The 13,160-nt window shown below is 55.3% G+C and carries 11 protein-coding genes and 1 riboswitch; of the genes, 7 read left to right on the top strand and 4 right to left on the bottom strand.

What is annotated here, in order from left to right:
• Window positions 1-10: 10 nt before the first annotated feature.
• The gene (locus tag M2406_RS25325; protein ID WP_012147453.1) at window positions 11-1,231 is read left to right on the top strand and encodes an argininosuccinate synthase; all 1,221 of its coding nucleotides are present in this window, start codon (window positions 11-13) and stop codon (window positions 1,229-1,231) included.
• A 77-nt stretch (window positions 1,232-1,308) separates the two neighbouring features.
• Complete coding sequence (argH, locus tag M2406_RS25320; protein WP_012147452.1) at window positions 1,309-2,682, top strand: argininosuccinate lyase; 1,374 nt, start codon at window positions 1,309-1,311, stop codon at window positions 2,680-2,682.
• Between the two features lie 64 nt (window positions 2,683-2,746).
• On the opposite strand, the gene M2406_RS25315 is transcribed toward argH, so the two are convergent.
• Window positions 2,747-4,195, bottom strand: a complete 1,449-nt coding sequence (locus M2406_RS25315) for a dihydrolipoyl dehydrogenase (RefSeq protein WP_135344811.1) — start codon at window positions 4,193-4,195, stop codon at window positions 2,747-2,749.
• A 77-nt stretch (window positions 4,196-4,272) separates the two neighbouring features.
• Window positions 4,273-5,004, bottom strand: a complete 732-nt coding sequence (locus M2406_RS25310; RefSeq protein WP_259191846.1) for a glutathione peroxidase — start codon at window positions 5,002-5,004, stop codon at window positions 4,273-4,275.
• 151 nt (window positions 5,005-5,155) lie between these two features.
• Between M2406_RS25310 and oxyR the strand changes: the two genes are divergently transcribed.
• Window positions 5,156-6,073, top strand: a complete 918-nt coding sequence (gene oxyR / locus M2406_RS25305; protein WP_012147449.1) for a DNA-binding transcriptional regulator OxyR — start codon at window positions 5,156-5,158, stop codon at window positions 6,071-6,073.
• Here oxyR and sthA read toward each other — a convergent pair.
• Entirely contained in the window at window positions 6,056-7,453 is a 1,398-nt protein-coding gene (gene sthA, locus M2406_RS25300; protein WP_012147448.1) for a Si-specific NAD(P)(+) transhydrogenase, read from the bottom strand. The genes oxyR and sthA overlap by 18 nt on opposite strands.
• 217 nt (window positions 7,454-7,670) lie before the next feature.
• Here sthA and fabR point away from each other — a divergent pair, with 217 nt between their 5' ends.
• Window positions 7,671-8,303 carry an HTH-type transcriptional repressor FabR gene (gene fabR, locus M2406_RS25295; protein ID WP_041418829.1) on the top strand — a complete coding sequence of 211 codons (633 nt, stop codon included), beginning with the start codon at window positions 7,671-7,673 and terminating at the stop codon, window positions 8,301-8,303.
• Window positions 8,304-8,316: 13 nt separating this feature from the next.
• Complete coding sequence (locus tag M2406_RS25290) at window positions 8,317-8,685, top strand: YijD family membrane protein (RefSeq protein WP_012147446.1); 369 nt, start codon at window positions 8,317-8,319, stop codon at window positions 8,683-8,685.
• Between the two features lie 44 nt (window positions 8,686-8,729).
• Here the strand turns inward: M2406_RS25290 and trmA are convergent, their stop codons facing one another.
• A complete protein-coding gene (gene trmA, locus M2406_RS25285; RefSeq protein ID WP_012147445.1) occupies window positions 8,730-9,833 on the bottom strand; it encodes a tRNA (uridine(54)-C5)-methyltransferase TrmA in 1,104 nt (367 codons plus the stop codon).
• 120 nt (window positions 9,834-9,953) lie between these two features.
• Window positions 9,954-10,167: riboswitch (cobalamin riboswitch) on the top strand.
• 67 nt (window positions 10,168-10,234) lie between these two features.
• Between trmA and btuB the strand changes: the two genes are divergently transcribed.
• Together btuB and murI are read left to right on the top strand one after the other, a co-directional pair.
• Window positions 10,235-12,106 (top strand): TonB-dependent vitamin B12 receptor BtuB, encoded by a 1,872-nt coding sequence (gene btuB, locus M2406_RS25280; protein ID WP_012147444.1) that lies wholly within the window; start codon window positions 10,235-10,237, stop codon window positions 12,104-12,106.
• Window positions 12,051-12,914 carry a glutamate racemase gene (gene murI, locus M2406_RS25275; RefSeq protein ID WP_012147443.1) on the top strand — a complete coding sequence of 288 codons (864 nt, stop codon included), beginning with the start codon at window positions 12,051-12,053 and terminating at the stop codon, window positions 12,912-12,914. The genes btuB and murI overlap by 56 nt, the downstream gene beginning before the upstream one ends.
• Window positions 12,915-13,160: the final 246 nt, after the last annotated feature.

The raw sequence follows: 13,160 nt of genomic DNA, 5'->3' as shown, positions 1-13,160 counted from the left end.
GGAAAAGACCATGCAAAACCAAGGCATCAAAAAAATCGTTCTGGCGTACTCTGGCGGTCTGGACACTTCGGCCATCATTCCCTGGCTGAAAGAAAACTACGGCGGCTGCGAAGTGGTAGCCTTCGTGGCGGATATCGGCCAGGAGCGCAGCGATCTGGAAGGTGTGGAGCAAAAAGCCCTGCAATCCGGTGCCTCTGAGTGCCACGTGGTTGATCTGCGTGAAGAATTCATCCGTGATTACGTTTACCCGGTACTGCAGACCGGCGCCCTGTATGAAGGCAGCTACCTGCTGGGCACCTCCATGGCGCGCCCGATTATCGCTAAAGCGCAGGTTGAACTGGCGCTGAAAGTGGGTGCTGACGCGGTGTGCCACGGCGCAACCGGTAAAGGTAATGACCAGGTGCGTTTCGAAACCACCTATACCGCACTGGCCCCACATCTTAAAGTGGTTGCTCCTTGGCGTGAGTGGAACCTGCGTTCCCGTGAAGCGCTGCTGGACTACCTGAAAGAGCGCAACATCCCGACCACCGCGTCGCTGGAAAAAATCTATAGCCGTGACGAGAATGCCTGGCATATCTCTACCGAAGGCGGCGTGCTGGAAAGCCCGTGGAACGCACCGAACAAAGACTGTTGGGTCTGGACTGTCGATCCGCAGGAAGCGCCGGATCAGCCTGAGCAAGTGACCATCACCGTAGAGAAAGGCTGCGTAGTGGCGGTTAACGGTGAAGCTCTTAGCCCGTACAAATGTCTGGAAACCCTGAACGTGCTGGGTGCCAAGCATGGCGTGGGCCGTATCGATATCGTAGAAAACCGTCTGGTAGGCATCAAATCCCGCGGCTGCTACGAAACCCCGGGCGGCACCATTATGGTGGCGGCACTGCGTGGCGTTGAACAGCTGGTGCTGGATCGCGACAGTTTCAAATGGCGTGAGCAACTGGGCCTGGAAATGTCTTACGTGGTGTACGATGGCCGTTGGTTTGCTCCACTGCGTCGTTCACTGCAGGCTTCCGCCGAAGCGCTGGCCGAAGAAGTTAACGGTGAAGTGGTGTTGCAGCTGTACAAAGGCCAGGTGACGGCGATTCAGAAGAAATCCGCCAACAGCCTGTACTCCGAAGAGTTCGCGACCTTCGGCGAAGACGAAGTTTACGATCACAGCCACGCGGGCGGTTTTATCCGTCTGTTCTCACTCTCTTCACGCATTCGCGCGCTGAACGAGATCAAGAACAAGTAACTTATTAATTATTCGGCGTGACTTGATAGGGGCGCAGCGTGCTGCGCCCCTATTCGCATAAAAATCAGGAGTAAGGTATGGCACTTTGGGGCGGACGGTTCAGTCAGGCGGCAGATCAGCGGTTCAAACAATTAAACGATTCTCTGCGCTTCGATTATCGCCTGGCGGAACAGGACATTGTGGGTTCGGTGGCCTGGTCGAAAGCGCTGGTCACCGTCAACGTATTGACGGCAGCCGAGCAGCAGCAGCTTGAGCAGGCATTGAACGGGCTGTTGGCAGAAGTGCAGGCCGATCCGCAGGCGATTGTCAGCAGCGATGCAGAAGATATTCACAGTTGGGTGGAGCAGAAGCTGATCGACCAAGTCGGCGATCTGGGCAAAAAACTGCACACCGGCCGTAGCCGTAACGATCAGGTCGCGACCGATCTGAAATTGTGGTGTAAACAGCAGATCGGCGAACTGCATCAGGCCATCGTGCAGCTGCAACAGGCGCTGGTGGAAACTGCCGAAGCCAATCAAGACGCGGTGATGCCGGGCTATACTCACCTGCAGCGTGCGCAGCCGGTGACCTTTGCCCACTGGTGTTTGGCCTATGTGGAAATGCTGGCGCGTGACGAAAGCCGTTTGCAGGACACGCTGAAGCGCCTGGACGTCAGCCCATTGGGCAGCGGTGCGCTGGCCGGCACCGCCTACCCGATCGACCGTGAACAACTGGCCGGTTGGCTGGGCTTTGCCTCGGCCACCCGTAATAGTCTGGACAGCGTTTCCGACCGCGACCACGTGCTGGAGTTGTTATCCAATGCTTCTATCAGCATGGTGCACCTGTCGCGCTTTGCCGAAGACCTGATTTTCTTCAACAGTGGCGAAGCAGCCTTTGTCGATCTGTCTGACCGTGTGACCTCCGGCTCATCGCTGATGCCGCAAAAGAAAAACCCGGATGCATTGGAGCTGATCCGTGGCAAATGTGGCCGCGTGCAGGGTGCATTGACCGGTATGATGATGACGTTGAAAGGCCTGCCGTTGGCATATAACAAAGACATGCAGGAAGACAAGGAAGGGCTGTTCGACGCGCTTGATACCTGGATGGATTGCCTGCAGATGGCTGCGCTGGTGCTGGATGGTATCCAGGTGAAACGTCCGCGCTGTAAAGAAGCGGCGGAGCAGGGTTACGCCAACTCGACCGAACTGGCGGACTATCTGGTCGCCAAAGGCGTGCCGTTCCGTGAGGCGCACCATATCGTCGGTGAAGCGGTAGTGGAGGCCATTCGTCAGGGCAAGGCGCTGGAAGCCCTGCCGTTGACTGATTTGCAGAAATTCAGCGCAGTGATTGGTGACGATGTGTACCCGATCCTGGCACTGCAGTCTTGCCTGGATAAGCGCTCGGCCAAAGGGGGTGTTTCTCCTCAGCAGGTCGCCAGTGCGATCGCCGCAGCGAAACAGCGTTTGGCTTAATTAGGTTACTCAGTATCAAGGGCGCAGTTCATAGGCAGAACTGCGCCCTTTGTTTTTAGAAAGATTACTCGCCCGGGCAGCGCTGGCAGCGTTCCGCCTCCGCCTCACCCAGTTTAAGTTTGGCCTGCAGATCGCGCAGCGCGGTGCGCAGACCTTCTTCGATCACCGGATGGTAGAACGGCATGTCCAGCATCTGATTGATGGTCATTTGCTGCTGATGCGCCCAGGCCAGCAGATGGGCGATATGCTCAACCTCCGGCCCCATCATCTCTGCACCGAGGAAACGTCCGGTGCCCTGTTCGCCGTAGACGTGCAGGATACCTTTGTTACGTAGCATCACGCGCGAACGTCCCTGGTTCTCGAATGACACCTCACCGATTTCAAAACAGCCACAGGCGCTGAATTTCTCGCTCAGTTCACGGAAGGTGGAACCGACCATGGCAATCTGCGGATCGGAGAATACCACCGAGATCGCGCTGCGGCGCAGGCCCGGCGTGACTTCCGGGAAGCTGCCGGCGTTGCTCCCGGCAATGCGCGCCTGATCGCTGGCTTCGTGCAGCAGCGGCAGTTGGTTGCTGGCGTCACCGGCAATAAAGATATGCGGCACGCTGGTTTGCATCGTCAGGCGATCGGCCTGGGGTACGCCCCGAACGTCGAGTAGCAGGCCGGTATTCTGCAGGCCCAGATTATCGACGTTCGGTCGGCGACCGGTGGCGGCCAACACATAATCCACCATGACCTCCTGCGTCTTGCCGTGTAAATCCTGATAACGGATAAACACTTTGTCGCCTTCGCGCTGCATCATCTCCACTTTCACATCGGCATCAAGATAGAACTCTTCGCCCAGGGTTTTAGCGGCGTAGTTGCGTACCGTGCTGTCAGTCAACGGGCCGACGGCGCCGCCAACGCCAAACACTTTGGTCTCAACCCCGAGACGATGCAGCGCCTGACCCAGTTCCAGGCCAATCACACCTGGCCCGAATACCGCGACCGACTGCGGTAAATCATCCCAGTTGAAGACGTCGTCATTGACGATCAGTCGGTCACCCAGTGCATTCCAGGGCGCGGGCCAGCTTGGACGGGAACCGGTGGCGATAACAATGCGCTGTGCCACGATGCGCGTATGTTCATCCACCTGCAGCGTATTGTCGTCGATAAAACGGGCGTAACCGCTAATTTTGTCGGCCGCCGGGATCTCATCGACACCTTCCAATACAAAGCCGACGAAACGGTCGCGTTCGCGTTTAACGCGGTCCATCACTTCACGACCGTTAATGGTGGTTTTACCGGCGGGATACACGCCAAAGCCTGGCGCACGCTCGATTTGATGCACCGCCTCGGCGGCGGCAATCAGCAATTTTGATGGCATGCAGCCAACGCGGGCACAGGTGGTGCCGTAGGCCCCGCCCTCAATCATGACTACGCTGGGAGTCGAAAGCTTGGCGGCGCGATAGGCGCCCAGACCGGCGGTGCCACCACCGATAACGGCGACGTCAACATTCAACTGTTTCATATCCGCTCCTGAAAGCTAAAAAAAGGGCGGGCCGGAGCCCGCCAAAAGTTCACGTTGGCTTTGTTATTACTTATAAATCAGGCTGACAGGAAGCTTTCCAGGTCATCGCTACCGCCAATATGACGGCCGCCGATGAACACCTGCGGTACCGTGGCACGGCCGCTGACGGCGCGCAGGCTGACGGTCGTCGCGGCCTGACCCAGTACGATCTCTTCATACTGAATGCCACGTTCCTGCAGCATTTGTTTGGCTTTGGCGCAGAACGGGCAGCCCGGCTTGGTAAACAGCGAAACCGACTCCTGCACTTTGAATTCTGGCGCCAGGTATTTCAGCATGGTGTCGGCGTCAGACACTTCAAACGGGTCGCCCGGCTTGTTGGGCTCGACAAACATTTTTTCCACTACGCCGTTACGCACCAGCATCGAGTAACGCCATGAGCGTGGGCCGAAGCCCAAATCGGCTTTCTCGACCAGCATGTTCATGCCTTTGGTGAATTCACCGTTGCCGTCCGGCACGAAGGTGATGTTTTCAGCATGTTGATCGGCTTTCCAGGCGTTCATCACGAAGGTGTCGTTCACCGAGACGCACAGAATGCTGTCAACGCCGTGCTGCTTGAATACGCTGGACAGCTCGTTGTAGCGCGGCAGATGGCTGGAAGAGCAGGTAGGAGTGAACGCGCCCGGCAGTGAAAACACGATAACGGTTTTATCTTTAAACAGGTCGTTGGTAGTCACATCGATCCATTGGTCACCCTGGCGGGTGTGGAAGGTCACCTGAGGAATTTTTTTGCCTTCTTGACTGGTAAACATCAATTAACCCCTTAATTAGAAAAAATAATTTTTAGCTTTCAGCGTTATGCCGCTTTGATGGGACACATTATTGCCGCCGGGGGTTGATAGATCTAATCGCTCATTGCTATCTTATCTATCGCCATGAGCTATCGTGGTCTGGAGGGAAACAATGAATATTCGTGATTTAGAGTACCTGGTCGCCTTGGCCGAGCACCGGCATTTCCGCCGTGCCGCCGATTCATGCCATGTTAGCCAACCCACGCTCAGTGGGCAGATCCGCAAGCTGGAAGACGAACTGGGTGTGATGTTGCTCGAGCGCACCAGCCGCAAGGTGTTATTTACCCAGGCGGGCCTGTTGCTGGTGGAGCAGGCGCGTACCGTGCTGCGCGAAGTCAAAGTTCTGAAAGAGATGGCCAGCCAGCAGGGCGAAGCCATGTCCGGGCCGTTGCATATCGGCCTGATCCCGACCGTCGGGCCTTATTTGCTGCCGCAGATCATCCCTACGCTGCACAAAACCTTCCCCAAGCTGGAAATGTACCTGCATGAGGCGCAAACCCAACAGCTGCTGGCGCAACTCGACAGCGGTAAACTGGACTGTGCGATCCTGGCGTTAGTGAAGGAAACCGAAGCCTTTATCGAAGTGCCGTTGTTTGATGAGCCAATGAAGCTGGCGGTGTACTCCGATCACCCATGGTCGCAGCGTGACCGCGTGGCGATGCCGGATTTGGCAGGGGAAAAACTGCTGATGCTGGAAGATGGGCACTGCTTGCGCGATCAGGCAATGGGCTTTTGCTTCCAGGCCGGTGCCGACGAGGATACCCATTTCCGGGCGACCAGCCTGGAAACGCTGCGCAATATGGTGGCGGCGGGCAGTGGTATTACGTTGTTGCCTTCATTGGCGGTGCCGCCACAGCGTGAGCGTGACGGCGTGTGCTATCTCGACTGTTATAAACCCGAACCCAAGCGCACCATTGCGCTGGTGTACCGCCCCGGCTCCCCATTGCGCAGTCGTTATGAGCAATTGGCCGAGGCGATCCGCGAGCACATGCAAAACTACCTGGGTACCACGCTAAAACAGGCGGTTTAAGCCGTTCAGCGCTGCCACCCGGTAGGCTTCGGCCATGGTCGGATAGTTGAAGGTCGTATTAACGAAATACTCGATAGTATTGCCTTCACCTTTCTGTTCCATGATCGCCTGACCGATGTGAATGATCTCCGCCGCACGCTCACCGAAGCAGTGGATCCCGAGGATCTGCAGGGTGTCGCGATGGAACAGGATCTTCAGGCTGCCGACGTTCATCCCGGCAATCTGCGCACGCGCCAGATGCTTGAACTGGGCGCGGCCCACTTCATACGGCACCTTCATCGCCGTCAGTTCCTGCTCGGTTTTACCGACGGAGCTGATTTCCGGAATGGTATAAATACCGGTCGGGATGTCTTCAATCAGATGCCCGCTGGCTTCGCCTGAAGCAATCGCCTGCGCGGCAATACGGCCCTGATCGTAAGCGGCAGATGCCAGGCTTGGATAACCAATTACGTCACCCACGGCATAAATGTGCGACAGCGCAGTCTGGTACATGCTGTTCACTTTCAGCAGGCCACGGCTGTCTGATTCCAGACCGACGTTCTCCAGCCCCAGTGAGTCGGTGTTACCGGTACGGCCGTTGGCATACAGCAGGCAGTCCGCTTTCACTTTTTTGCCGGATTTCAGGTGAACAATCACGCCGTCGTCGGTGCCTTCGATTTTCTCGAACTCTTCGTTGTGACGGATCACCACGCCGTTGTTCCAGAAGTGGTAAGACAGCGAGTCCGACATTTCCTGGTCGAGGAACGCCAGCAGGCGATCGCGGGTATTGATCAGATCGACCTTCACGTTCAACCCGCGGAAGATAGATGCATATTCGCAGCCGATAACCCCGGCGCCGTAAATGATCACGTGGCGCGGTTCGTGGTTCAGTTCGAGGATTGAATCGCTGTTGTAAATGCGCGGATGGTTAAAATCGACGCTCGACGGATTGTAAGGGCGCGAACCGCAGGCGATGACGATATGGTCGGCGCGGATAGTGTCCTGAGTGCCATCCATATAGCTGACGCTGACGGTGTTGGCGTCGATAAAACGTGCGTCGCCGGCAAACAGCTTGCATTGGTTACGCTCATAGAATCCCTGGCGCATCCGGGTTTGCTGGTTAATCACGTTATCGGCATGGCGCAAAATATCAGGGAATGTCGCGCTGAGCGTGCGTGAGTTGTTATAAAGCGGGTTCTGGTTGAATTCGATAATGCGGCTAACGGCGTGGCGGAGGGCTTTGGACGGGATGGTACCCCAGTGGGTACATCCGCCGCCTACGTTATTGTACCGTTCGATAACGGCCACGCGGGCGCCCTGTTTCACCAACCCCATAGCGGCACCTTCACCACCAGGGCCCGAGCCAATAACTATGGCATCAAATTGATAGTGCTGTTGCATAGGGGAGAGACCTGTCTTAATTACAAAATTACAACGGTATCTTAACATCATAGCGCTGAGTGCCCAATCACCATTAGGCTTTTTGAGGCAAAGCACAAATGGTGCAGGCGGAAACTGTGACAGGGCGCGTTTGTATAAATGCTGTTGCAATAAAATTTGCTATATTGCCGGGTCTACGGCGTTAGACTGACAAAATGGATCTTATCTGGATATGCATATGGGCGTCAGAGCACAACAAAAAGAACGGACGCGTCGTTCCCTCATCGAGGCGGCCTTCAGCCAGCTAAGCGCCGAACGCAGCTTCGCCAGCCTGAGCCTGCGTGAAGTCTCGCGTGAAGCGGGCATCGCACCGACTTCATTCTACCGCCACTTTCGTGACGTGGATGAGTTGGGGCTGACCATGGTTGATGAGAGCGGCCTGATGCTGCGGCAACTGATGCGCCAGGCGCGCCAGCGTATTGCCAAGGGCGGCAGCGTGATCCGCACCTCGGTCTCCACCTTTATGGAGTTTATCGGCAATAATCCCAACGCCTTCCGTTTGCTGTTGCGTGAGCGCTCCGGTACCTCGGCGGCTTTCCGTGCGGCAGTAGCGCGTGAGATCCAACATTTTATCGCCGAACTGGCAGATTACCTCGAGCTGGAAAACCATATGCCGCGCAGTTTTACCGAAGCGCAGGCGGAAGCCATGGTGACCATCGTGTTCAGCGCCGGTGCCGAAGCGCTGGATATCGATATCGAACAACGGCGTCGGCTTGAGGAACGTTTAGTGCTGCAACTGCGGATGATTTCCAAAGGTGCTTATTATTGGTATCGCCGCCAACAAGAAAAAGCTTCTGTATCCCACGTATAAAAGGTAGAAAGCGATGGAAAAACCAAGCCGTGAGAATGGCACCTTACTGCTGGCGTTGATTGCCGGCCTCTCGATCAACGGTTCGTTCGCCGCGTTGTTCAGCTCGGTGGTGCCGTTTTCGATTTTCCCTATCCTGACTTTGGTGCTGGCGGTTTACTGTCTGCACCAGCGTTATCTGCACCGTGCGATGCCGGACGGCATGCCCAAGCTGGCCGCAGCAACCTTCCTGTTGGGGGTGTTGTTGTACAGTGCGATCGTCCGGGCCGAATACCCGCAGATTGGCTCTAACTTCCTGCCGGCGATTATTTCCGTGGCGTTGGTGTTCTGGATTGGTATCAAGCTGAAAGCGCGCAAGGCGCTGGATGAGAATACGCCGGCCTGATGGGCGTAAAGCAGGGGCGCAGCAATAATGGCGCCCCTGTCAGATTAGACGCGTTTTTCCAACAGCACACCGCATTCCATGTGATGGGTGTACGGGAACTGATCGAACAGCGCCAGGCGGCTGATGCTGTGGGTTTGCTGCAAGGTCTCCAGATTGGCGCACAGCGTTTCCGGGTTGCATGAGATATACAAAATACGCGGATAGGCCTGCACCATTTTCACCGTTTCATCGTCCAGCCCACTGCGTGGCGGATCGACGAAAATGGTTTCGCAGTTATAGCTGCTTAAATCGATACCCTTCAACCGATTAAACTCACGCACTCCGTTCATCGCCTGGGTAAAGTCTTCCGCTGCCATACGGATAATCTGCACGTTATCGATCTGGTTGGCCGCAATATTGTACTGTGCCGCAGCGACCGAAGGTTTGGCGATTTCGGTAGCCAGCACCCGCTCGAAGTTACGCGCCAATGCCAAAGAGAAGTTACCGTTACCGCAATACAACTCCAGCAAATCGCCTTTAGAACCGGTGGTGACGTCCAGCGCCCATTCCAGCATCTGTATATTCAGCGCCGCATTCGGCTGGGTGAAGCTGTTTTCCACCTGGCGATAGATCATGTCGCGGCCGGCAACCGGCAGCACTTCGTCTACATAATCCTGATCCAGCATGATTTTCATTTTAGACGCGCGGCCAATCAGTTGCAGGTCAAAGCCCTGCGCGCGCAGATCATCACGCAGCTTTTCTGCCTGCTGCTGCCATTCGTCGTCCAGCTTGCGGTGATACAGCAGTGAGGCAATGATTTTGCCGCTGCGGGTCGACAGGTAGTCAATCTGGAAAAGCTTACGGCGCAGAATCGGCTCCGGCTTGATGGCAGCGATCAGGGCGCTCATCAGGCGGTTAATCAATTCACTGGCGGCAGGAAACTTGTCGACGCGGATGCGTTGTTTGGTCTGCTGATCAAACATGATGTGGTACATCTCGTCTTCATCATGCCAGATGCGGAATTCGGCGCGCATGCGGTAGTGGCTTACCGGCGAGCGGAACACTTCCGGCTCGGGTGCCGTGAACGGAGACATCAGCGTTTTCAGCCGGGCAGTTTTCTCCGCCAGTTGGTCATCGTAACGTTCAATAGGCAAATTCTCGGGCGTCATGTTTCTTCTCGTCAGGCAAAATTGATCAGCGGGGATTGTAGGGAATCAGTCCGTGAAGTCCAGTTTTGTCGTGTTTATTATTTGTAACACTGATAGCAGTCTAGACATCTATTTACATTGATCGTAGCATTGTCGTCCGGCCTCAAGCAGCGAGTGAAAAGGGAATCCGGTTCGAATCCGGAGCTGACGCGCAGCGGTAAGGGGAAGTCACGGCGATAGCGTTTTACGCAGACACTGTCCATTGCAGGATGGGAAGTCATCGCCCGGTGCTGGTCGCTCACAGGCTACCTGCAACTCCCAAGCCCGAAGACCTGCCGGTGTTACGTCGCAATGTCCGTGGCCGTCGCGAAATACCGGCCATGATCCTGCGGCATCCGCCAATTAAGTTTGGATGCTTTTTCATGACAATTACAAAAAATACACTGCTGGCGGTGGTTTCTTCCATCACGGCTTTTTCTGGATGGGCGCAAGACAACACCACAGCCAATAACAGCGATGACCTGGTGGTTTCCGCCAACCGCTTCCCACAGCCGGTTTCTTCCGTGCTGGCACCCACCTCTGTCGTTACCCGTGACGAAATCGACCGCTGGCAGGCAAAAAGCCTGACCGATGTGATGCGCCGTCTGCCGGGGGTGGATGTTGGGCAGAATGGTGGCCTGGGACAAAAAAGCTCGCTGTTTATCCGCGGTACCAACTCCAGCCATGTCCTGGTGCTGATCGACGGTATTCGCCTTAACCAGGCCGGTATCAGTGGTTCCTCCGACCTCAGCCAGATCCCGATTTCGCTGGTGCAGAAAGTCGAATATATTCGCGGACCGCGTTCGGCTGTCTATGGTTCCGATGCCATCGGTGGCGTGGTGAACATTATTACCACCCGTGAAAAGAACGGCACTACGCTTTCTGCCGGTATGGGTTCAAACGGCTATCAGGCCTATGACGCTTCCACTCAGCAACAGTTGGGCGACAGCACGGTGGCGACGCTCGCCGGCAACTATACCTATACCAAAGGCTATGATGTAGTGGCTTACGGCAGTACCGGTATGCAGAGCCAGCAGGATCGCGATGGCTACATGAGTAAAGCGCTGTACGGCGCTGTTGACCATCAGTTCAATGAGGCCATTAGCGGCTTTGTGCGTGGTTATGGTTATGACAACCGTACGGCTTACGATGCTTATTATTCCTCCCCGACCAGCCCACTGGTAGATACCCGCAAGCTGTACAGTCAGACCTGGGATACCGGCCTGCGTTATAAAGAAGGTATCTACGCGACACAACTGATTGGCAGTTATAGCCATAGCAAGGATTATGATTACGATCCTCGACTGGGTATGCATGACAGTTCGGCAAGTTTGGTGGATTCAGAGCAATACAACCTGCAGTGGGGAAATACCCTGCAGTTGGGCCAGGGGACGGTCAGCTCAGGGGTTGATTGGCAACACCAGGAGATCAAGCCGAACTCCACTACGGTCAACGGTGAGAAAAGTCAGCGTAACGCCGGTATCTATCTGACCGCTCAGCAGTTGGTTGGCCCGGTAACCCTGGAAGGGGCGGTGCGTGGTGACGATCATTCTGAATTCGGCTGGCATGGTACCTGGCAAACCAGCGCGGGCTGGGAGTTTGTCGAAGGGTACCGCTTTATTGCTTCCTATGGTACGGCGTTTAAAGCCCCAAATATGGGCCAGCTGTATGGCAACTTTGGTAATAATACCGATTTGAAGCCGGAAGAAAGTAAACAGTGGGAAGGCGGTTTTGAAGGTTTGACAGGTCCGGTGACCTGGCGCGTTTCCGGCTACCGTAACGATATTGATAACCTGATTGATTCCACAGGGGAGACCAATTACGTTTATTACAATATCGGCAAGGCTACTATTAAAGGTATAGAAGCCACGGCTTCGTTTGATACCGGGCCGTTAACCCACCATATCGGCTACGACTATGTCGACCCACGCAATGCCAAAACCAACGAAGTGCTGCTGCGTCGCGCCAAACAGCAGGTGAAGTATGAGCTGGACTGGCAGGTCTATGATTTTGACTGGGCGGTCACCTATCAATACCTGGGGGAGCGCTATGACAAAGACTACAGCACCTACCCCGAGCAAAGCGTCAAACTTGGTGGCGTCAGCCTGTGGGATCTCGCAGTTTCGTATCCGGTCACATCTCATCTGACAGTTCGTGGTAGAATCGCCAACCTGTTTGATAAAGATTATGAGACGGCTTATGGCTACGCTACTCCAGGAAGAGAATACTACCTCACTGGAAGCTATACCTTCTAACACCACCGCGAAGACCCGTCCGACGGTACTGGTATTTGATTCCGGCGTCGGCGGGTTATCGGTGTATCAAGAGGTTCGGCAACTGCTGCCGGACCTCCACTATATATACGCTTTCGATAATGTGGCGTTTCCCTACGGTGAGAAATCCGAAGAGTTTATTGTTGAACGCGTGCTGGAGATTGTCAGTGCGGTGCAGCAGCGCCATCCTCTGGCGATAGTCATCATCGCTTGTAACACCGCCAGTACCGTATCCTTACCGGCCTTACGTGAACGCTTTACCTTCCCGGTCGTTGGTGTGGTACCTGCCATCAAACCTGCCGCCCGTCTGACCGCCAATGGCGTTGTCGGCCTGCTGGCTACCCGCGGTACCGTACAGCGCACCTATACTCATGAGTTGATTGCCCGCTTCGCCACCGATTGCAAAATTGAGCTATTGGGGTCCTCAGAGCTGGTGGAACTGGCAGAAGCCAAGCTGCATGGCGAAGCTGTACCCTTGCCAACGCTGAAGAAAATCCTGCATCCATGGCTGAGCATGCGTGAGCCGCCGGATACCGTAGTTCTCGGTTGCACCCACTTCCCTTTATTAGCAGAAGAGTTAATGCAGGTGTTGCCTGAGGGAACCCGGCTGATCGATTCCGGCGCGGCAATCGCCCGTCGTACCGCCTGGTTGATCTCGACACAGGAAAATCTGGTGTCTACGCAGGAAGATAATCTGGCGTATTGCATGGCGTTAAATGAAGACACTGACGCTTTATTGCCCGTTCTGCAGGGATATGGCTTTAAATCGTTGAAAAAACTGCCTGTTTAAGAGCGTTTTGGTTAAACATTCAACGGTCGGAAAAAATATTGAAATTAAGGGTTGCGGCGTTCTGAGAACTCCCTATAATGCGCCTCCACTGACCGGGAACAACGACTCCTCTAACGAGAACCAAGTCGCCCAGCCAGGAAGAAGCAAGCCGGTGAAAACACCGTTTCTTAATAAGAAAAAAGCTTGACTCTTCAGCGGGAAAGCGTAATATGCACCTCCCGCGTTACCGAGAGTTATCTCCGTAAC

The organism is Serratia sp. BIGb0163 (assembly GCF_024809935.1).
GTDB lineage: Bacteria > Pseudomonadota > Gammaproteobacteria > Enterobacterales > Enterobacteriaceae > Serratia > Serratia quinivorans.
The sequence above is the reverse complement of the archived record's forward strand: the minus strand, read 5'-3'. Positions and strand labels throughout refer to the sequence as shown.

Excerpts from the sequence above, each read along its gene's own strand:
- trmA (WP_012147445.1), bottom strand. The coding sequence starts at position 9,833 with ATGACGCCCGAGAATTTGCCTATTGAACGTTACGATGACCAACTGGCG.
- M2406_RS25315 (WP_135344811.1), bottom strand. The coding sequence starts at position 4,195 with ATGAAACAGTTGAATGTTGACGTCGCCGTTATCGGTGGTGGCACCGCC.
- sthA (WP_012147448.1), bottom strand. The coding sequence starts at position 7,453 with ATGCAACAGCACTATCAATTTGATGCCATAGTTATTGGCTCGGGCCCT.
- M2406_RS25325 (WP_012147453.1), top strand. The coding sequence starts at position 11 with ATGCAAAACCAAGGCATCAAAAAAATCGTTCTGGCGTACTCTGGCGGT.
- argH (WP_012147452.1), top strand. The coding sequence starts at position 1,309 with ATGGCACTTTGGGGCGGACGGTTCAGTCAGGCGGCAGATCAGCGGTTC.
- murI (WP_012147443.1), top strand. The coding sequence starts at position 12,051 with ATGGCTACGCTACTCCAGGAAGAGAATACTACCTCACTGGAAGCTATA.
- oxyR (WP_012147449.1), top strand. The coding sequence starts at position 5,156 with ATGAATATTCGTGATTTAGAGTACCTGGTCGCCTTGGCCGAGCACCGG.
- M2406_RS25290 (WP_012147446.1), top strand. The coding sequence starts at position 8,317 with ATGGAAAAACCAAGCCGTGAGAATGGCACCTTACTGCTGGCGTTGATT.
- M2406_RS25310 (WP_259191846.1), bottom strand. The coding sequence starts at position 5,004 with ATGTTTACCAGTCAAGAAGGCAAAAAAATTCCTCAGGTGACCTTCCAC.
- btuB (WP_012147444.1), top strand. The coding sequence starts at position 10,235 with ATGACAATTACAAAAAATACACTGCTGGCGGTGGTTTCTTCCATCACG.
- fabR (WP_041418829.1), top strand. The coding sequence starts at position 7,671 with ATGGGCGTCAGAGCACAACAAAAAGAACGGACGCGTCGTTCCCTCATC.